The sequence below is a fragment of the Kitasatospora sp. NPDC057940 genome (assembly GCF_042887425.1).
Lineage (GTDB): Bacteria > Actinomycetota > Actinomycetes > Streptomycetales > Streptomycetaceae > Kitasatospora.
In genome coordinates this window covers 128,901-147,768 of the sequence record NZ_JBHVPH010000022.1, presented here as the reverse complement: position 1 = coordinate 147,768, position 18,868 = coordinate 128,901, and the positions used below count along the sequence as shown (strand labels likewise).

The window sequence follows — 18,868 nt, the reverse complement described above, 5'->3', positions numbered from 1 at the left end:
ATCGGAATTCGCTTTCCACTTGCCCCCGCTCTCTCGCGGCGACTCCGGAACTGTACGGGGACAGGACCGCCACATGCAAATCGCCCCTGCCCGGGGTCCCGGGCAGGGGCGATCAGTGCGACGCGGACCAGGTCAGCGGACCTCGGTGATCTCCGGACCGCGGGCGAACGGGTCAAGGGCCGCGCTGCCGAAACGGTTGTCGCCCTCGCCGGCCGCCGCAGCCGCACCGCCGCCGTCGGCGACCATCTGGGCGTCCTCGGGGAGCTTCAGCACGATCGGGTCGCGGGGCGCCATCGGGCTCTCGCCCCGGACGACGACCGTCTGCTGGAAGACCTGCTCCAGGATCCCGGCCATTTCCGGCTGCACGGCGGCCTGGCCCGAGATCACGCCGCGCAGGAACCAGCGCGGGCCGTCGCAACCGACGAAGCGCACCAGCTGTACGCCCTGGGTGCCGTCCGGCAGCTGCACCGGGACCTGCGCGCGGAGGTGCCAGCCGAGCGGGCCCTCCTCCTCCTCGATGAGGCCGCCCTGCGCGGTGATGCCGTTGGCGATCTCCTCCCGGACCTCCCCCCAGATGCCCTCCGACTTGGGAGCGGCGAAGGCCTGCAGCTGGATGGCGCTGTTGCCGAGGACGAGGGTCGCGGCGACGATCGCGTCACCGGCGACCTCCACCCGCAGCTCCATGCCCTCGACACCGGGGACCAGCAGACCCCCGAGGTCCACCCGCCCCTCCTCGGGGTTCTCCAGCTCGGAGTGGTCCCACGGACCGTCCGGCCGCGGGGCCGGCGGCAGGCCGACCTTGTCGGACGGGTCCAGCTCGGTCACGTTCTCGCTCTCGGCGGAACCTTCGACGTCATCGGCCGTCTCGTCGGCGCTGATGGCGTCGTCGGCGAGCTGCTCGACAGCGTCCTCGCTCTTCTGGCGACGACGGAACACGGTCACTGTCCTTCCCGGTCCAAGACCGATGCGAATACCTGCTCGGCTTCCTGCGAGGCCGCGGGAATGCTAGACCGCGGCGTGGCCGCCGGTCGACCCGAACCCGCCCTCGGCACGTGCCGACCCAGGCAGCTCGGCCACCTCGTGGAAGCGGGCCTTCTCGACCTGCTGGATCACCAGCTGGGCGATCCGGTCCCCTCGGCGGAAGCTGACCCCCTCGCGCGGGTCCAGATTGACGACGATCACCTTGATCTCTCCACGGTACCCGGCATCGACCGTCCCCGGGGCGTTCACGAGAGCAACTCCGCAACGAGCTGCCAGCCCGGACCGGGGGTGGACGAAGGCCGCGTAGCCGTCCGGGAGGGCGATCGCGATGCCGGTGGGCAGGACGGCCCGCTCACCGGGGGCCAGCTCGGCGTCCACGGTGGTGCGCAGATCGGCTCCCGCGTCGCCGGGCTGCGCGTAGGCGGGCAGCGGCAACTCGGGGTCGATGCGCCTGATCAGGACGTCCAGCGGCGGGCGGGGGGTGTTGCTCAAGGGTTCACCTCAAAGGCTCGTGCGCGCTTCATCAGATCCGGGTCGTCGAGGACCTTCTCGATGTCCTCGGGACGACCGTGCGTGGTGAAGTGTTCCAGCTTCACCTGGACGAAGAGCGCCTGCGCACGCACCGCGATCGGTCCGTCGGGGCCGCCGACGCGTGCCTCGGCGGCGCTGTAGATCTTGCGGCCGTGGACGCCGGTGACCCAGGCGCGCAGGTGCAGCACCGAGTCGACCGGGACGGGGCAGAGGAAGTCGGTCTCCAGCCGGCCGGTGACGGCGGGGGCGTGCAGCAGCCAGTTGAGCGTGCCGAGGGTCTCGTCCATGGCGGTGGTCAGCACTCCGCCGTGGGCCAGGCCGGGGCCGCCCTGGTGGACGTCCCGGACGGCGAACTCGGCGGTGACGTCGAGTCCCTCACCGGCGACCGCGTCGATCCGCAGCCCGCCGGGGTGCTGCGGGCCGCAGCCGAAGCAGTGCTCGTAGTGGGAGCCGAGCCGGGTGCCGGGGGCGGGCGCCTCGGGGGCGCGCGGCGGCAGTACGGCGTCCGGCGGCGGGGTGGTCGGGGACGGCGGCAGCGCGGGCGCCGGCCGGTCGGCGGGGGCAGTGGGGGTGGTCGAACCGGTCACGGGGCCCCAGCCTACCCAGGGGTAGCCGCGCGGCCGGTGGGGGTGGCGTCCCGGTGCCGGCGTCAGGGCGCCCACAATGGGGGCATGTACGACGAACGCCTCACGGTGCCGCGCTCCTGGTGGCTGCTCCCGGTCGCGACCGGGCTCACGCTCGCCCTGATCCTGCTGCGGGTCAGCGGTCTGGCCGCGCTGGTCGGGCTGGTGGTCGGCATCGCCGCCGGCGCGGTCGCGATCAGCAGCTACGGCTCGGTCCGGATCCGCGTGGTGCAGGGCTCGCTGGTGGCCGGGCCGGCCCGGATCCCGGTGGACGCCCTGGGCACCGCGCACCCGCTGAGCCCCGCCGAGGCGGTGGCCTGGCGCGGGCCGAAGGCCAACCCGCGCGCCTTCATGCTGCTGCGCAGCTACGTCCCGACGGCGCTGCGGATCGAGGTGACCGACCCGTCCGACCCGACGCCCTATCTCTACCTGTCGACCCGCTCGCCGATGAAGCTGGCGGAGGCGCTGGAGGAGGCCCGTCGCGGCGCCCGCACCTAGGACGTGTCCGGCCGATCCTGCCGGACAGCACCTGGCGGAGGGGCCCGCACGCGCCCGGGGCAGCCCCGGAGCGCGCACAGGCCCGAAAAAACGGAGAGGGACGGTTCCGCTGATGCGGGACCGTCCCTACGACTTTGTGCCGGCCGACGTGCTCATGGCCGACCCCGTCCTCCCGGTGCCGTCCGTCAGGACGGCTCCCGGACCTGCCGTCCGGCCCCGCTGCCCGGGGCCGGAAGGGGCGCTGTGCCGGCCCCGCGGAAGCCGCGGGTGCCGGGCCCTGTCCGCCGCGGTGCTCAGGCGCCGCAGTCCCGGCAGATCGGGTTGCCGTTCTTCTCGCTGTACAGCTGACTGCGGTGGTGCACCAGGAAGCAGCTCATGCAGGTGAACTCGTCGGCCTGCTTCGGCAGCACCCGGACCGCGAGCTCCTCGTTCGAGAGGTCCGCGCCCGGGAGCTCCATGCCCTCGGCCGCGTCGAACTCGTCGACGTCGACAGAGCCGCCGCCCTTGTCGTTCCGCCGAGCCTTGAGTTCCTCGATGCTGTCTTCGTTGAGCTCGTCGTCGGTCTTGCGTGGGGTGTCGTAGTCCGTTGCCATTGTTCGCTCTCCCCCTCCGGGTTTGTGCGGTGTGTGCGGTATCTCCAGCGCACGTAACGCATGGGGGGTCGGTCTTGTGCCCGACCCGAGGCGGAGATTTTGCCTTACTTCAAGCCCTGTTACTCAATCGACACTCAGCCAGGGGTCCGTTGGGGTGATCCACCAGGCTGCGGGAGGCCTCACGCTGGGCCATCGCCAGCCTCCTCCAGCATCCGCTCGGCGGCCACTCACAGTGAGCACGGGCCGCACTGATGCTCGTCCGTTCCCTTGCCCACCTGGGGTACCGGCCAATCATCCGGCCGGGTGCGGACCCGAAATCCGGTCACGGACTGCGATCGGTACCCCAGTTCGGGTGATCACTCTCCGAGGTCGGGCGAAGCCGCGGAGCGACACGATGTGAGCTTGGTCACGTTCAGAATCTTCCAGGGCAAACCACGGAAAATCCACCCACTTCGGCTGCTCCGCCGAACACCCTAGTCGGCACTGCGGCGCGCGGCCCGACGGGCCAGGATCGCGGCCTGGCGCTCCTCGAACTTGCGTGCCTGGCCGTCCAGCCCGTCCAGGAAGACGCCGAGCTCGTTCTGCGCCAGCAGGCCTTCCGGGCCGAGGCCGCCGATCTCCATCACGCGCAGGTGGCGCAGCACCGGCTGCAGCACGTCGTCGTGGTGGATGCGCAGGTTGTAGACCCCGCCGAGGGCGATCTGCGCGGCGGCCCGCTCGAAGCCGGGGATGCCGTGGCCGGGCATCCGGAAGTTGGTGACCACGTCGGCCACGGCCCGCATGGCCTGGTCGGGGGCGATCTCCAGGGCGGCCTTCAGCAGGTTCCGGTAGAAGACCATGTGGAGGTTCTCGTCGTTGGCGATCTTCGCCAGCAGCTGGTCGCAGAGCGGGTCGCCGGCGTACTTGCCGGTGTTGCGGTGCGAGATGCGGGTGGCGAGCTCCTGGAAGGCCACGTACGCGACCGACTGCAGCATGCTGTGCGCGTTGTCGGACTCGAAGCCCTCGGACATGTGGCTCATCCGGGCCCGCTCCAGCTCCACCGGGTCGACGGCCCGGGTGGCGAGCAGGAAGTCGCGAATCGCTATCCCGTGCCGGCCCTCCTCGGCGGTCCAGCGGTGCACCCAGGTGCCCCAGGCGCCCTCGCGGCCGAACATGCTGGCGATCTCGTGGTGGTAGCTGGGGAGGTTGTCCTCGGTCAGCAGGTTCACCACCAGCGACACCCGGCCGAGCGGCGTCACCTGGGACTGCTCGACGGCCCAGGCGTCGCCGCCCATCACGCCGTCGAAGTCACGGCCCTGGCTCCACGGCACGAACTCGTGCGGCATCCACTCCTTGGCCACGGTGAGGTGGCGGTTGAGCTCCTTCTCCACGACCTCTTCGAGGGCCAGGATCAGCCGGGCGTCGGTCCAGCCGGTCGATCCGAGGGAGGCGCTGCTCTGCACAGGGGCGATGGTCACGGTCTTGCTCCTGGGGGACGGCACGCGCGGGACGGGCGCGTTGGGCGGGCACGTCTGCGACGCACTTACGGTTCCGTAGGTTACGACACCGTAAGTTGCCCGGGCAGGAAATGACAAGCCGCCCCCGCCAGGCCTTATGTCGTCTTGACGGGCCTGACGGGGGCGGCGGTGAACGGTCGCTTACGGAGCGCGGCGGCGGGGAGGGCGCGGCGGGCCCGGGAGGGGCCCGGCGGGCGGGGTCAGGGGTTGGGGATCCGGACCCGCATGGTGAGGCCGCCACCGGCGCGCGCAGTGGCCTCGATGGTGCCACCGTGGGCGCGCACCACCGAGCGGACGATGGACAGGCCGAGCCCGACCCCCTTGTCGCTGCGGGTGCGGTCGGCGCCCTTGACCCGGCGGAACGGTTCGAAGATGTGCTCCAGCTCGTAGCCGGGCACCACCGGGCCGGTGTTGGACACCACCAGCTCGCCGCCGCCGGGCACCTCGGCGGTGGCCAGCTCGACCCAGCCGCCGGGGGTGTTGTACCGGACGGCGTTCTGCAGCAGGTTGAGCGCCAGCCGCTCCAGCAGCACGCCGTTGCCCGCGACCACGGCCGGAGCGAGCTTGGAGCGCAGCTCGACCTCGCGCCGGTCCGCCTCGGCCCTGGTCTGCTCCAGGGCGCGGGTGGCCACCTCGGAGAGCTCCACCGGGCGGCGGTCGGTCAGCTCGTTCTCGCTGCGGGCGAGCAGCAGCAGGCCCTCCACCAGCTGTTCGCTGCGCTCGTTGGTGGCCAGCAGGGTCTTGCCGAGCTGCTGGAGGTCGGGCGAGGCGGCCGGGTCGGAGAGCTGGACCTCCAGCAGGGTGCGGTTGATCGCCAGCGGGGTGCGCAGTTCGTGCGAGGCGTTGGCGACGAAGCGGCGCTGGGAGTCGAAGGACCGGTCCAGCCGGTCCAGCATGTCGTCGAAGGTGTCGGCGAGTTCCTTGAGCTCGTCGTCCGGCCCGTCCAGCTCGATCCGCCGGTGCAGGTCGGAGGAGGCGACGTCGCGGGCGGTGCGGGTGATCCGGCCGAGCGGGCGCAGCACCCGGCCGGCCAGCGCGTAGCCGGCCGCGAAGGCGATCACGGCGAGGCAGACCAGCATCGTGAGCGACTTGCGCAGCAGGGTGTTGAGCGCCGAGTTGGAGCGCAGCAGGTAGTCGCCGGCCTGCTCCTGGTTGAACTGCGCGCTGTTCATCGGGACGCCGTTGACCCGCAGGCTGCCGTCGAACTGGAACGTGCGCGGCGCCAGGTTGTTCACGGCGTCCTGGAAGAACACGTACATCAGCAGCAGCAGGACCACGCCGGCCATCAGGAACATGCCGCCGTAGAGCAGGGTGAGCCGCATCCGGATGGTCGGCCGGAAGGGCAGCCAGGCGAGCATGCCGTCGCCGGGTGCGTAGCGTCCGGACTGGGGCGCGCGCGGGGGGTGCTGGGGCTTGGGCGGTACGGCGCGCGGGCCGCCGGCGGGCGCGCCGGAGGGCCCGCCGGCCGGGGGCGGGGTGGTCATGATGGTCCTCTCGGGGCGTCCGCCGGGGGCGGGCGCGGGGTGGGGGGAGCCCGACCGGGTCCGGCGAACGGATCCGGTCCGCTCGGATCCGGTCAGGTGGTCCGGCGCGTCCGGTCGGATCCGGTCAGATCCGGTAGCCGGAGCCCGGGACGGTGACGATCACCGGCGGGTCGCCGAGCTTGCGGCGCAGCGTCATCACGGTGACGCGCACGACGTTGGTGAACGGGTCGGTGTGCTCGTCCCAGGCCTTCTCCAGGAGCTGCTCGGCGGAGACGACGGCGCCGCCGGCCCGCATCAGCACCTCCAGGACGGCGAACTCCTTGGGGGCGAGCTGGACAGTGCGGCCCTCACGGATCACCTCGCGGCGGCCCGGGTCGAGCGAGATGCCGGCCCGCTCCAGCACCGGGGGCAGCGGAACGGTCGCGCGGCGGCCCAGCGCCCTTACCCGGGCGACGAGTTCGCTGAAGGCGAACGGCTTCGGAAGGTAGTCGTCCGCGCCGATCTCCAGGCCCTCGACCCGGTCGCTGATGTCGCCGGAGGCGGTCAGCATGATCACCCGGGTGGCCAGGCCCTGTTCGACCACCTTGCGGCAGACGTCGTCGCCGTGGACCAGCGGGAGGTCGCGGTCCAGGACCACGACGTCGTAGTCGTTGACCGCGATGCGCTGGAGCGCGGCCTCCCCGTCGTACACCACGTCGACGGCCATCGCCTCGCGGCGCAGGCCGGTGGCGACAGCCTCGGCGAGCAACTGCTCGTCCTCGACGACGAGAACCCGCACGATCGTTGTCCCTTCTCCAGGCCGGCCCCGGAAGCGGACGCGCGGCTCCGACGGTGCCTCCATCCTGCCTGGTCCGCCGGTAAAGCAGCGATAAGCTGCCGCTCAGGCACGGAGCGTTGGCGGCAGGTGATGACCGTTCGTGTCGGGACCAGTCCGATTGGACTGTGACACAGGCAACTTTCTCGGGCCGGAAGGTTTCCCCCTCTCCCCGGCGGGGAGGACAGGTTCACACCCGCGATCTGGCTGTTGGCCGATCGCACCCACCCGCCGTGCGTTCATCCGCGCCGGCCCTGGGGCTGGGACGTCACCGGGAGCGGCCGAAGGCCGTCTCCGCGCTCGACCGGAGATCCACGACCTGCCGGACGGGGCGCTGCCGCTGGCCACACCTCCTCGGGGCGGAGAACGTACGACCGTGCACGTCCGACACAGTAAGGGGGCCCGTATGGACGCCTTCAAGGCCGGAATCCTGCAGCGCATAGCCAACGCCGAGCAGGATCTGCACCGCGCGATCGAGGCCGGGGACGAGTTCCTCGCCGAGGTGGAGCAGTCCGAGCTGGACGACCTCCGCCGGCTCGCCGCCGAGCACGGCGTGGACACCGTGCTGGAGCGCCACCGCACCGCCGCCTGATCCACCCGACCTTCCGACCCGACGCCGGACCTCCGGCACCAGCGGCCCTGCGGGGGTCGTGCGAAAATCCCAGGCCCTGGCATCCCCCGTATGCCAGGGCTCTTCGCTGTCCAGGACCGTCCGAGGCCCCGGGGCGCGCCCTCAGTCCGCCCAGGCGCGCAGCGCGGCCAGCCGCTCCTGCAGCGGCTGGTACACGCCCGGCGCGGCGGCCACGGTCAGCTCGCCGTCCGGGCCGTGGCCGGGGCGGCCGCCGACCAGGGCCCCGGCCTCGGCGGCGATCAGGCAGCCGGCCGCGCGGTCCCAGGGGGCGAGGCCGCGCTCGTAGTAGCCGTCCAGCCGCCCGGCGGCGACGTCGCACAGGTCCACCGCGGCGGCCCCGCCCCGGCGGATGTCCCGCACCTCGGGCATCAGGGACAGCAGCACCTCGGCCTGGCGGGTCCGCACCGACTGGACGTAGTTGAAGCCGGTGCCGATCAGCGCCTGGCCCCACGGCGGGGCCGGGCGGGTGGCGAGCGGCCGGCCGTCGAGCCGGGCGCCGCGCCCGAGGACGGCGTGGAACAGCTCGCCGCGGGCCGGCGCGTACACCACGCCGACGACCGCCCGGCCGTCCAGCTCGGCGGCCACGCTGACCGCCCAGGAGGGCAGCCCGTACAGGTAGTTGACCGTGCCGTCGAGCGGGTCGACGACCCAGCGCACCCCGCTGGTGCCGGGCCGCTCGGCGCCCTCCTCGCCGAGGTAGCCGTCCTCGGGGCGGCGCTCGGTGATCAGTTCCAGGACGAGCTTCTCGGAGGCGAGGTCCATCTCGGTCACCACGTCGACCGGGCTGCTCTTGGTGCCGGCCACGCCGAGGTCGGCGGGCCGGCCGTCGCGCAGCAGGGCGCCGGCCTGCCGGGCCGCGTCCAGGGCGACCTCCAGCAGGTCGTCGAGGAGCCGGTCGTCGGGCAGGGCGGGAGTGGGCACGGGTCTCTCCTCCGGGAAAGCGGGACGGGCGGTCAGCGCTCGGCGGCGGCCGGGCGGGGGGCTCGCGGGTTGGGGCAGCAGGCCACCGCGCACACGTCGTGGCTGGGGCCGAGCGCGCCGAGGGCGCAGCGGGTCACCGGCTCTCCGCGCTCGGCGGCGGCCCGCTCCAGGACCAGTTCGCGCACCGCGGCGGTGAACCGCGGGTCGGCGCCGACGGTGGCGGCGCGGGCCACCGGCAGGCCGAGTTCGGCGGCCTTGGCGACGGCCTCGGTGTCGAGGTCGTACTTGACCTCCATGTGGTCGGAGACGAAGCCGATCGGGACCATCACCACGGCGGGCGCGCCGTCGGCGTGCTGGGCCTCCAGGTGGTCGCAGATGTCCGGTTCCAGCCACGGCGTGTGCGGGGCGCCGCTGCGGCTCTGGAACACCAGCTCCCAGGGCCGGTCCGCGACGCCGGTGCGCTCGGCGACGGCCCCGGCGATCAGCCGGGCGACGTCCAGGTGCTGGGCGACGTACGCGCCGCCGGGGCGGCCGCGGGCCGGGTCGTCCGGGGCGCCGGAGGTCTCGGCCATGGCGTCCGGGATGGAGTGGGTGGTGAACGCCAGCCGGGCGCCGGCCCGGACGTCCTCGGGCAGCCGCGCCAGGGCGGCCAGGGTGGCGTCGACCATCGGCTCGACGAAGCCCGGGTGGTTGTAGAAGTGCCGCAGCTTGTCGACCCGCAGCTCGGGCAGGCCCTCGGCGGCGAGGGCGGCCAGCGCGTCGGCCAGGTTCTCCCGGTACTGGCGGCAGCCCGAGAAGCCGGCGTAGGCGCTGGTGGCGAGGACGGCGACGCGGCGGTGGCCGTCGGCGGCCAGTTCGCGCAGGGTGTCCACCAGGTAGGGCGCCCAGTTCCGGTTGCCCCAGTAGACCGGCAGGTCCAGACCGTGCTCGGCGAAGTCCTTGCGCAGCGCGGCGAGCAGTTCGCGGTTCTGCTCGTTGATCGGGCTGACCCCGCCGAACAGGAAGTAGTGCTTGCCGACCTCCTTCAGCCGCTCCTTGGGGATGCCGCGGCCCCGGGTCACGTTCTCCAGGAACGGGACGACGTCCTCGGGGGCCTCGGGCCCGCCGAAGGAGAGCAGCAGCAGGGCGTCGTACGGCTGCGGCGCTGCCGGGGCGGCGCCGGACGGGAAGGGTTTGCGCGCGTCGGACATGGCACCGATCCTGCCATTGCGGGGCCGGAGAGCCCCGTCGGGGCCGCGATGGTGTCCGGAAAATACTGTTTGCCAAGGTACGTAAGCTGTGTTGACCAGCCTCGTTCCTTACCCCCGCGGAGCTCCCGTGCTGTCCAGCTACCGCCAGATATTCGCCTCCCCCGGCAGTCTGGCCTTCTCCTCCACCGGCTTCGTCTCCCGGCTGCCGATCTCCATGACCGGCATCGGCATCGTGACCATGCTCTCCCAGCTCAGAGGCTCCTACGGGGTGGCGGGCCTGGTCTCGGCGACCCTGGCGATCTCCGCCGCACTGCTCGGCCCGCAGGTCTCCCGGCTGGTGGACCGGCACGGACAGCGCCGAATAATCGTCCCGGCCATGGCACTCACCATCGTCGCCGTGGTCGGACTGCTGCTGTGCGCCCGGCTCAAGGCGCCGGACTGGACGCTCTTCGTCTTCGCGGCCGGGATGGGCGTCATGCCGAGCACCGGCGCGATGGTCCGCGCCCGCTGGGCCCACCTGTACCGCGACGACGCCCCCAAGCTGCACACCGCGTACTCCTTCGAGGCCGTCGTCGACGAGGTCTGCTTCATCGTCGGACCGATCCTCTCCATCGGCCTGGCCACCTCCGTCTTCCCCGAGGCCGGCGTCCTGCTCGCCGGGGTCTTCCTCGCCGTCGGCGTCCTGCTGTTCGCCGGGCAGCGCGCCACCGAACCGCCGGTCCACCCGGGCGCCCGGCACGTCGGCGGCTCGGTGATCCTCAACCGCGGCCTCCAGGTGCTGATCCTCACCTTCGTCGCCACCGGCGCGATCTTCGGCTCGGTCGAGGTCGTCACCGTCGCCTACTCCGAGACCCAGGGGCACAAGTCCCTCGCCAGCGTGATCCTCGCGCTGTGGGCGCTCGGCTCCTGCGTGGCCGGCGTGGTGTTCGGCACCCTCAAGCTCACCGGCTCGATGGCCGGCCGCTTCTTCGTCGGCGTCCTGTTCATGGCGCTCAGCATGGCGCCGCTGCTGCTGGTCGCCGAGTCGGTGCGCGGAGTCGGCGGCCTGATCGCGGTCGGCGGCGCGCTGCTGATCGCGGGCATCGCCATCTCCCCCACGCTGATCACCGCGATGGCCCTGGTCGAACGGCTCGTCCCGGCCGCCCAGCTGACCGAGGGCATGACCTGGACGACCACCGGGCTCGCCCTCGGCGTCGCCGTCGGCTCCTCCGCCGGCGGCTGGGTGGTGGACGCCGCCGGCTCCGCCGCGGGCTACTGGGTGCCGCTGACCGCCGGGGTCTTCGGCGTGGTCACCGCGCTCGCCGGACTCGGCCGCCTGCGCGCCGGGCTCGCCTCCGAGCAGACCGCCGACGAGCCCGTCGAAGCGGCCGAACAGACCGTAGACCTCGAACGGTGAACTGACTAATCTCTCCCTACCCGCGGGCCTACCCGCGGGTAGGGCGGCCCCCACCGCCCCGGACCGCGCCGACCCCGGTCGGCCACGGAGCAGGAGGCGGCGCCATGCCCCAGACCACTACCGCGACCCCCACCCGGTGGACCAACTGGGCCGGGAACCAGAGCGCCCGGCCCGCCCGGGCCGCCACCCCCGGCACCGCGGAGGAGCTGGCCAAGGAGATCCTGCGCGCCGCCGAACAGGGCCGCACCGTCAAGGCCGTCGGCTCCGGCCACTCCTTCACCTCGATCGCCTCCGCCGGCGACGGCGTCCTGCTCCGCCCGCACGCGCTCACCGCCGTCCGCGAGATCGACCGCGAGGCCGGCACCATCACCGTCGAGTCCGGCCTCCCACTCGCCCGGCTCAACCGGATCCTCGCCGCCGAGGGCCTCTCCCTCACCAACATGGGCGACATCGAGGTGCAGACCGTGGCCGGCGCCACCAGCACCGGCACCCACGGCACCGGCCGCGACTCCGGCTCGCTCGCCGCCCAGATCCGCGCCCTGGAGATCGTCCTCGCCGACGGCAGCGTCCGGCGCTGCTCCCCCACCGAGCACCCCCGGCTCTTCCAGGGCGCCCGGCTCGGCCTCGGCGCCCTCGGCGTGATCACCGCGCTGACCTTCGCCGTCGAGCCGGCCTTCCTGCTCACCGCGCACGAGCAGCCGATGGCCTTCGACGAGGTGCTGGAACGGCTGGACGACCTCACCGCGGTCAACGAGCACTTCGAGTTCTACTGGTTCCCGCACACCGACCGCTGCGCCACCAAGCGCAACAACCGCAGCCAGGGCCCGGCCGCCCCGCTGCCCCGGTTCAAGGAGTGGCTGGAGGACGACTTCCTCTCCAACACCGTCTGGGAGGGCGCCTGCCGGGTCGGCCGGCGCTTCCCCGCCAGCATCCCCGCCATCGCCTCGCTGGCCAGCCGCGCCTGGTCCGACCGCAGCTACACCGACACGGCGCACCGGGTGTTCACCAGCCCGCGCAAGGTGCGCTTCGTGGAGATGGAGTACGCGGTGCCGCGCGCGGCCGTCGCCGGAGTGCTGCGCGAGCTGAAGGCCCTGGTCGAGCGCTCCGACTGGAAGGTCGGCTTCCCGGTGGAGGTGCGCTTCGCCCCCGCCGACGACCTCTGGCTCTCCACCGCCTCCGGCCGGGACAGCGCCTACATCGCCGTCCACCTCTACCGGGGCACCGCCGACCAGGGCTACTTCACCGGCGTCGAGCAGCTGATGTGCGCCCACCAGGGCCGCCCGCACTGGGGCAAGCTGCACACCCGGGACGCCGAGTACCTGTCCGGCGCCTACCCGCACTTCGGCGACTTCACCGCCCTGCGCGACGAGGTCGACCCGCAGCGCGTGTTCGGCAACGACTACCTGCGCCGGGTCCTCGGCGCCTGATCACGGGGTGGCGCCCTGGGTCGGCGCCGCGGGCTGCGGCGGGGCCACCGAGGCGGGGGCGTTGCTCGGCACCGGCGGCTGCGGGCTCGCCCCGCCGGAGGTGCCGGGGGGCTTCCCGCCGTCCGCGGTCGGCGACGAACCGGCCGACGGCGTCGTGTTCGGGCCCGCCGAGGGCGAGGCCGAACCGCCGCCGTGCTCACCGGCCCCACCGCTCGGGCCCGCGCTCGGGCCGGTGCTCGGTTCCCGGCCCGGCCGCGTCGTCGGCGGGGCCGAGGCGCCGCCGGACGGCGAGGGCTCCGAGCCGCGCCCGCCGCCGGTGGAGGGCCGCTCCGCCGGCGGCGTCTCCCGCGGGGAGGAGGACTTCGGGCTCACCACGCCACCGAAGGAGGTGCCGTTGCCCGACTCGCCCTTCACCGTCGCCGACACCGGCTGACCGGTGGCCAGTTCGAACGCCAGGATCGGCGTCATCGCCACCACGAACACCAGCCCCGACACCGCCGCGTAGGTCTTCCAGGTCCACCGCCGACGCGCCCGGACCACCTGCGGCTCGTTCCACTCCGAGGAGATCGCCGACGGCGCCGGCTCCACCGGACGCTCCGGCACCTGGCGCAGCCCGTTCACGGCGTGGCCGGGCCCCCGGTCCACCACCGCCTCGCGCAGCTGCTCGCCGGTGCGCCGGAAGATGTGCTGGAACACCGCACCGCCGGTGGTGGCCCCGACACTGACCACCGCCGCACCCAGGATCGTTCCGTACACGCCGAGTTCGGAGGCGAGCAGCGCCCCCACCACCGTGGCCAGCGCACTCGCCGCGACCTGAGCCACACTCAGATCGATCCGCTTGCGCTCCTTCTTGCCGCCCTCCTCGGCGGGGCTCCGCTCCGGCATCAACATCCCTCGGTCCGTACGACTGTCCCTCGAACAAGTCACTCCATCTTGCCCAAAGAAGGACACAAGGGACGAAAATGCGGTTCTCCGGCCCCGATATATGTGAAGATGATCACCGTTCACCCGCCGGTGGTCCGCCGTTGGGGGCATGCGCTCTTGAGATTCCCGTGAATCGCGGGAGACTTGAGCGGCGAGCCGCCCCTTCGGATGCCACGAATGGAGTACTGTTCGTAAAGCCTGAGCCTTGGGTCGACTTGTCGACTGCGCCCACACCGGCAGCTTGACGAAGAGCCACGGAACAGGCACGCACGGCGACGCCCGTCCCGGACCGTCGCGAACACTCCGCGTGCGAGGACGGCCGGGGCACCCAGGCGCGACGTCGACGGATGGCGTGGCAAAAAGGCAACCGTGCCACAGCGGCGTGACCGGGCGTATGCCCGACACGCCGGGGAACTCAGCAAGGTTGTGGCCAGTCGCGAGCGGGCAGGCCACACTCAGTACGGGAGCAGCGACGCAGGTGACGTCGGCAGGCACCACCCGGGAGGTAACCGTGCCCGAACTGCGGGTTGTGGCCGTCAGCAACGACGGCACACGGCTGGTGCTCAAGGCTGCCGACAGCACGGAGTACACCCTTCCCATCGACGAGCGGCTGCGCGCCGCCATCCGCGGGGATCGTCCGCGCCTCGGCCAGATCGAGATCGAGGTCGAGAGCCATCTGCGGCCCCGGGACATCCAGGCCCGGATACGAGCCGGTGCCTCCGCCGAGGAGGTCGCCCAGGCCGCCGGCATCTCCGTCGACCGGGTCCGCCGCTTCGAGGGTCCGGTCCTCGCCGAGCGCGCCTTCATGGCCGAACGCGCCCGCAAGACCGCCATCCGCCGCAACGGCGAATCCACCGGGCCCCAGCTCGGCGAGGCCGTCGCCGAGCGGCTCGCGCTGCGCGGCGCCGAGAAGGACACCGAACGCTGGGACTCCTGGCGGCGCGACGACGGCACCTGGGAGGTCATCCTCTCCTACCGTGCCGACGGCGAGGGCCGCAGCGCCTCCTGGACGTACGACCCGCCCCGGCGCCTGGTCCAGCCCAACGACGACGAGGCCCGCGCGCTGATCGGCGAGAACGTCGAGCGCGAGGAGGAGTCGGTCTTCCCGTTCATCCCGCGGATCGCCCGGCTCCCCCAGGACCGGCCGCCCCGCCCGATGATCGACCGGCCCTCCGCCGACCGCATCATGTCGGCCCGCGAGGTCCGCGAGTCCCGTGAGGCCACCGCCGAGTCCAGGGACTCCCTGACCAGCCTGCTCGACGTGGTCCCCGCCTTCCGCGGCGACCTCGCCGTCGGCCCCGCCCCGATCGAACCGGTGCCCGCAGAGGTCGCCGAGGAGAGCGAGGAGGCGGCCGCGGCCGCCGCACCGGCGGTCGGCGCGGGCTCGGCCTACGCCGACATCCTGATGCCGCGGGCCGTCGCACCGCACCGCGAGCGCCTGGTCGGCACCACCGACCGCCAGGCCGAGGCGGACGGCGTCCGGCCCGGCCGCCGGGCCACCGTGCCCAGCTGGGACGAGATCGTCTTCGGCAGCCGGCGCAAGAAGCAGGAATAGCAGCCCCTACGTCAGGGGCGGGAGGCCCGGTCTCCCGCCCCTGACGTATGCCCCGGCTCAGCCCGGCTGGTCGGTCACCGCCACCGGGCGGGCCTCGTCGCTCGACCACTCGCTCCACGACCCCGGGTACAGCGTCGCCGGCAGGCCCGCCACCTCCAGCGCCAGGATCTGGTGCGCCGCCGTCACCCCCGAGCCGCAGTACACCGCCGTCTCCCGCTCACCCGCGCCCAGCGCGCGGAACCGCGCCGCCAGCTCCGCGGCCGGCCTGAACCGCCCGTCGGCCGCCACGTTCTCGGCCGTCGGCGCCGACACCGCACCCGGGATGTGCCCGGCGCGCGGGTCCACCGGCTCGCTCTCGCCCCGGTAGCGGTCCCCCGCCCGGGCGTCCAGCAGCAGCGCACCGCGCGCCCAGGCCGCCGCACCGTCCGCGTCCACCACGGGCAACTGCCCCGGGAGCGGCTTGAAATCACCCTCCGCCGGCGCCGGGACCTCCGCCGTCACCGGCAGTCCGGCCGCCGTCCAGGCCGCGTACCCGCCGTCCAGCACCCGGACGTCCCGGTGTCCGGCCCAGCGCAGCAGCCACCAGGCGCGGGCCGCCGCCAGCGAGGCCGCGCCGTCGTACACCACCACCGGGCGGCCGGAGTCCACCCCCAGGCGGCGCATCGCCGCGCCGAACTCCTCCGGGTCGGGCAGCGGGTGGCGGCCGCCCCGGCCGGGGGCGCCCGGCGGGGCCGCGAGGTCCCGGTCCAGGTCGACGAAGCGGGCGCCGGGCAGGTGCCCGGCCCGGTACTCCTCGACGGCGGTCGGGCCGGACTGGGCGGCACCGACCAGCCGGTAGCGCACGTCCAACAGCACCGGCGGGAGCGCGGAGGCGAGCGCCTGCGCCAGCCCGGCCGCGGAGATCAGCGGGGAACCGTCGTTGTAGGTGGTCATGGCGGCCATTGTCGCGCAGCGCCGCCACCCCGCTGCTCTTTGTGCGGTCTTTGCCGGAATTTCCGCGCGGCCCGAGGGTTCGACGCGCGCCAGAGTGGAAGCATCACCCTCGCGCGCGAGGATTTCCGTGCGCCGACCACCCATTGCGCCAACCACCCATGAGGAGGCCCGCATTGCCCGCGGTGGAACTCCGACTGGCCCAGGGCACCCCCTGCTGGGTCAGCCTGCTGACCGACGACCTGGCCGGCGCCCGCGCGTTCTACGCCGACCTGCTCGGCTGGACCTACACCCCGGGCCCCGGCCAACTCGGCGCCTACGTCCGCGCCGAACTCGACGGGGCACCGGTCGCCGGCCTCGGCGTCTCCACCGCCACCGGCTTCCCGGTGCAGTGGACCAGCTACTTCGCCGTCGACGACGCCGACCACACCGCCCAACTGGTGCGCGCCTGCGGCGGAACCGTGGCCGTCGGGCCGCTCCAGGCCGAACGCGCCGGGCGGATGGCCATCGCCGCCGACGTCTCCGGCGCCGTCTTCGGCCTCTGGCAGGGCGAGGAGCACACCGGCCGGGAGGCCGGGCCCGAACCCGGCGGACCGGCCTGGACCGAACTGCTCACCCCCGACACCGACGGCGCCGTCGCCTTCTACACCGCGGTACTCGACCGCCCCGTCCGGCACGCCGACGACGAGTCCGCGCTACTCGTGCACGGGCGGCCGGTCGCCGGCATCCGGCACCGCGCCGAACTGCGCGGCCATCCGCCCCGCTGGCGGGTCCACTTCGCCGTCCGCGACGCCGACGCCACCGCCCGGCACGCCGTCGGACTCGGCGGCCGCATCCTGGTCGAACCGCACGACACCGCCCGCGGCCGCACCGCCCGGCTGTCCGACCCGCAGGGCGGGCACTTCTCGGTGCTGGAACTCCGCTAGCGCGCCCGGGACAGGACTCAGACCTGCTGCTCGAAGGGCAGCACGTCCGGCGAGAGCACCGAGGCCCGGGCCGTCGCGGCGGTCAGCCGTCGGCGGTGGTGCCGGCGGCAGAGCACCTCGTACCCGACCTCGTCCTCGTTCACCGAGATGTCGCCGACCACCACCTGGGCACCCTCGACCACCATCACCCCGCCCACCGTCCGGGCGTTGTGCGTCGCCCGCGCACCGCACCAGCACAGCGCCTCGACCTGGAGCACCTCCACCCGGTCCGCCAGCTCGATCAGCCGCTGGGAGCCGGGGAACAGCCGGGTGCGGAAGTCCGTGGTGATCCCGAACGTGTAGGCGTCGATGTCGAGTTCGTCCACCACCCGGGCCAACTGGTCGACCTGCTCGGCGGCGAAGAACTGCGCCTCGTCGCAGATCAGGTAGTCCACCCGGCCGCCCGCCGAGAGCCGGTGCACCACGTACGCGTGGAAGTCGAAGTCGTCCGTCACCTCGACCGCGTCCGCCCGCAGGCCCAGCCGGCTGGAGATGGTCGCCGCGCCGGCCCGGTCGTGGCGGGTCAGGATGAGGCCCTGCCGGCCGCGGGCGGAGTGGTTGTGGTCCATCTGCAGCGCCAGCGTCGACTTGCCGCAGTCCATCGTGCCCGAGAAGAACACCAGTTCAGCCATGGGTGGAGCAAAGGCCTTTCACATCAGGGGAGTTCGGGCACAGAAGAGTCAAGTACCTGGCTCAGCCGCGAACTTCGAGCAGCGGCACGAACTGCTCGACCGGGGTCATCGAACCGTGCAGACCGATCATCGCGGACTCGCCCGGCTCGTTGCGGGAGGCGGTGATCGCGATGTCGTCCCGCGCCGCGGCCACCACGTCGCCGATCCGCCCGTACACCCGCTCGTCCACGGCCGGACCGAACCAGCCCGCCGCGATCGCCTGGTCCCGGGTGGCCACCCACATCCGGTCGCCCAGCACCTCGCTCCAGACCGTGAACACGTCGGCCGCCGCACCGGGCACCGCGTACACGTGCCGGGCCCGGCCCTCGCCGCCCAGCAGGGCCACGCCGGCGCCAAGCTCCCAGTCCTCGTCGAAGTCGATCCGGTCCTCCGGCGCGATGTCGATCATGCCGTGGTCCGCGGTCACGTACATCGCCGAACGCGGCGGCAGCCGCTCGGCCAGCCGGCGGGCCAGCCGGTCCACCGCGTCCAGGGTCATCCGCCACTCGTCCGAGTCCACCCCGAAGCGGTGGCCCGCACCGTCCAGCTCGCTGACGTACGTGTAGACCAGCGCCCGGTCGTGCTCGGCCAGCCAGGAGGCCGCCAGGTCCATCCGCTCCTCGCCCGTGGTCCGGCCCAGGAAGGTGCCGCCGGACAGCGCCACCCTGGTCAGCGGCGTCTGCGAGAACAGCGGGGAGGACACCTGCGCGGTCGCCACCCCGGCGGCGTCCGTCCGCTCGAAGACCGTCGGGTACGGCTGCCAGACGTGCGGGTCGGTGTGCGGCTGCCAACGCAGCTGGTTCATCAGATAGCCGGCGCCCGGCACCGCGACCGTGTACCCGGCCAGGCCGTGCAGCCCCGGCGGCGTGCCGGTGCCGACCGAGGCCAGCGAAGTCGCCGTGGTCGACGGGAAACCAGCGGTCAGCGGGCGGCCCGAACCGCCCATCGAGCTCCCGGCCAGCGAGGACAGGAACGGCGCGTACTCCGGGTGCCGCAGCAGCAGCTCCCAGCCCAGGCCGTCCACCAGGAACACCACCACCCGGTCGGCCGGGGCGATCGGCAGGGTCGCGGTGAAGCCCGGGACGCCCAGGCCCGCCGCCACCGAGGGCAACAGGTCGCAGAGCGAACCGCTGCCGTACGGGGGCGCGGGAGCCGCGGCCGGGTCGAGGATCTCGAAGGCGTCGAAGCCGCCGGAGGGTGCGAAGGACATGAAACCGGATTCGTAGCAGTCGAAGGCG

Annotated in this window: 19 protein-coding genes; 6 read left to right on the top strand and 13 right to left on the bottom strand. The window is 73.3% G+C overall.

Features of this window, described 5'->3' with window-relative positions:
* Nucleotides 1–132: 132 nt before the first annotated feature.
* From ACFVTF_RS28220 to ACFVTF_RS28210, 3 genes are all read right to left on the bottom strand, one after another.
* The gene (locus ACFVTF_RS28220) at nt 133–936 is read right to left on the bottom strand and encodes a DUF3710 domain-containing protein (protein WP_350880047.1); all 804 of its coding nucleotides are present in this window, start codon (nt 934–936) and stop codon (nt 133–135) included.
* Between the two features lie 69 nt (nt 937–1,005).
* Complete coding sequence (dut, locus tag ACFVTF_RS28215) at nt 1,006–1,473, bottom strand: dUTP diphosphatase (protein ID WP_350880049.1); 468 nt, start codon at nt 1,471–1,473, stop codon at nt 1,006–1,008.
* Nucleotides 1,470–2,048: a PaaI family thioesterase gene (locus tag ACFVTF_RS28210; protein ID WP_387817212.1), complete on the bottom strand. Its 579-nt coding sequence runs from the start codon at nt 2,046–2,048 to the stop codon at nt 1,470–1,472. Before ACFVTF_RS28210 ends, dut begins: the two co-directional genes overlap by 4 nt.
* Nucleotides 2,049–2,183: 135 nt before the next feature.
* On the opposite strand from ACFVTF_RS28210, the gene ACFVTF_RS28205 reads away from it, so the two are divergent.
* Nucleotides 2,184–2,633 (top strand): DUF3093 domain-containing protein, encoded by a 450-nt coding sequence (locus ACFVTF_RS28205; RefSeq protein ID WP_350880051.1) that lies wholly within the window; start codon nt 2,184–2,186, stop codon nt 2,631–2,633.
* Nucleotides 2,634–2,926: 293 nt separating this feature from the next.
* On the opposite strand, the gene ACFVTF_RS28200 is transcribed toward ACFVTF_RS28205, so the two are convergent.
* The 4 genes from ACFVTF_RS28200 to ACFVTF_RS28185 all read right to left on the bottom strand — a co-directional run bounded on the left by ACFVTF_RS28200 (nt 2,927) and on the right by ACFVTF_RS28185 (nt 6,984).
* Nucleotides 2,927–3,226: a DUF4193 domain-containing protein gene (locus ACFVTF_RS28200; RefSeq protein ID WP_030057692.1), complete on the bottom strand. Its 300-nt coding sequence runs from the start codon at nt 3,224–3,226 to the stop codon at nt 2,927–2,929.
* Between the two features lie 473 nt (nt 3,227–3,699).
* Nucleotides 3,700–4,683, bottom strand: a complete 984-nt coding sequence (locus tag ACFVTF_RS28195) for an acyl-ACP desaturase (RefSeq protein WP_387817205.1) — start codon at nt 4,681–4,683, stop codon at nt 3,700–3,702.
* 239 nt (nt 4,684–4,922) lie between these two features.
* The gene (locus tag ACFVTF_RS28190; protein ID WP_363584465.1) at nt 4,923–6,206 is read right to left on the bottom strand and encodes a HAMP domain-containing sensor histidine kinase; all 1,284 of its coding nucleotides are present in this window, start codon (nt 6,204–6,206) and stop codon (nt 4,923–4,925) included.
* 124 nt (nt 6,207–6,330) lie between these two features.
* The gene (locus ACFVTF_RS28185) at nt 6,331–6,984 is read right to left on the bottom strand and encodes a response regulator transcription factor (protein WP_063349384.1); all 654 of its coding nucleotides are present in this window, start codon (nt 6,982–6,984) and stop codon (nt 6,331–6,333) included.
* Between the two features lie 442 nt (nt 6,985–7,426).
* Between ACFVTF_RS28185 and ACFVTF_RS28180 the strand changes: the two genes are divergently transcribed.
* The gene (locus tag ACFVTF_RS28180; protein WP_030057688.1) at nt 7,427–7,612 is read left to right on the top strand and encodes a hypothetical protein; all 186 of its coding nucleotides are present in this window, start codon (nt 7,427–7,429) and stop codon (nt 7,610–7,612) included.
* 141 nt (nt 7,613–7,753) lie between these two features.
* Here the strand turns inward: ACFVTF_RS28180 and ACFVTF_RS28175 are convergent, their stop codons facing one another.
* Nucleotides 7,754–8,572: an inositol monophosphatase family protein gene (locus ACFVTF_RS28175; RefSeq protein ID WP_371519066.1), complete on the bottom strand. Its 819-nt coding sequence runs from the start codon at nt 8,570–8,572 to the stop codon at nt 7,754–7,756.
* A gap of 32 nt (nt 8,573–8,604) precedes the next feature.
* Nucleotides 8,605–9,762, bottom strand: coding sequence for a ferrochelatase (locus ACFVTF_RS28170; RefSeq protein ID WP_387817204.1), 1,158 nt, complete (start codon nt 9,760–9,762; stop codon nt 8,605–8,607).
* Nucleotides 9,763–9,889: 127 nt separating this feature from the next.
* On the opposite strand from ACFVTF_RS28170, the gene ACFVTF_RS28165 reads away from it, so the two are divergent.
* Together ACFVTF_RS28165 and ACFVTF_RS28160 are read left to right on the top strand one after the other, a co-directional pair.
* Nucleotides 9,890–11,158 (top strand): MFS transporter, encoded by a 1,269-nt coding sequence (locus ACFVTF_RS28165; protein ID WP_371519064.1) that lies wholly within the window; start codon nt 9,890–9,892, stop codon nt 11,156–11,158.
* A gap of 104 nt (nt 11,159–11,262) precedes the next feature.
* The gene (locus tag ACFVTF_RS28160; RefSeq protein ID WP_387817203.1) at nt 11,263–12,585 is read left to right on the top strand and encodes a D-arabinono-1,4-lactone oxidase; all 1,323 of its coding nucleotides are present in this window, start codon (nt 11,263–11,265) and stop codon (nt 12,583–12,585) included.
* On the opposite strand, the gene ACFVTF_RS28155 is transcribed toward ACFVTF_RS28160, so the two are convergent.
* Nucleotides 12,586–13,470, bottom strand: coding sequence for a hypothetical protein (locus ACFVTF_RS28155; RefSeq protein ID WP_387817202.1), 885 nt, complete (start codon nt 13,468–13,470; stop codon nt 12,586–12,588).
* Between the two features lie 517 nt (nt 13,471–13,987).
* Here ACFVTF_RS28155 and sepH point away from each other — a divergent pair.
* Nucleotides 13,988–15,064 (top strand): septation protein SepH, encoded by a 1,077-nt coding sequence (gene sepH / locus ACFVTF_RS28150; protein WP_387817201.1) that lies wholly within the window; start codon nt 13,988–13,990, stop codon nt 15,062–15,064.
* 57 nt (nt 15,065–15,121) lie between these two features.
* On the opposite strand, the gene ACFVTF_RS28145 is transcribed toward sepH, so the two are convergent.
* Nucleotides 15,122–15,997, bottom strand: coding sequence for a sulfurtransferase (locus tag ACFVTF_RS28145; RefSeq protein WP_387817200.1), 876 nt, complete (start codon nt 15,995–15,997; stop codon nt 15,122–15,124).
* Nucleotides 15,998–16,179: 182 nt separating this feature from the next.
* Between ACFVTF_RS28145 and ACFVTF_RS28140 the strand changes: the two genes are divergently transcribed.
* On the top strand, nt 16,180–16,920 hold the full coding sequence (locus tag ACFVTF_RS28140) for a VOC family protein (RefSeq protein ID WP_387817211.1): 741 nt from the start codon (nt 16,180–16,182) through the stop codon (nt 16,918–16,920).
* Between the two features lie 17 nt (nt 16,921–16,937).
* On the opposite strand, the gene ACFVTF_RS28135 is transcribed toward ACFVTF_RS28140, so the two are convergent.
* Complete coding sequence (locus ACFVTF_RS28135) at nt 16,938–17,591, bottom strand: thymidine kinase (RefSeq protein WP_063349376.1); 654 nt, start codon at nt 17,589–17,591, stop codon at nt 16,938–16,940.
* A gap of 61 nt (nt 17,592–17,652) precedes the next feature.
* Nucleotides 17,653–18,840 (bottom strand): nucleotide pyrophosphatase/phosphodiesterase family protein, encoded by a 1,188-nt coding sequence (locus ACFVTF_RS28130; RefSeq protein WP_350880071.1) that lies wholly within the window; start codon nt 18,838–18,840, stop codon nt 17,653–17,655.
* Nucleotides 18,841–18,868 lie beyond the last annotated feature (28 nt).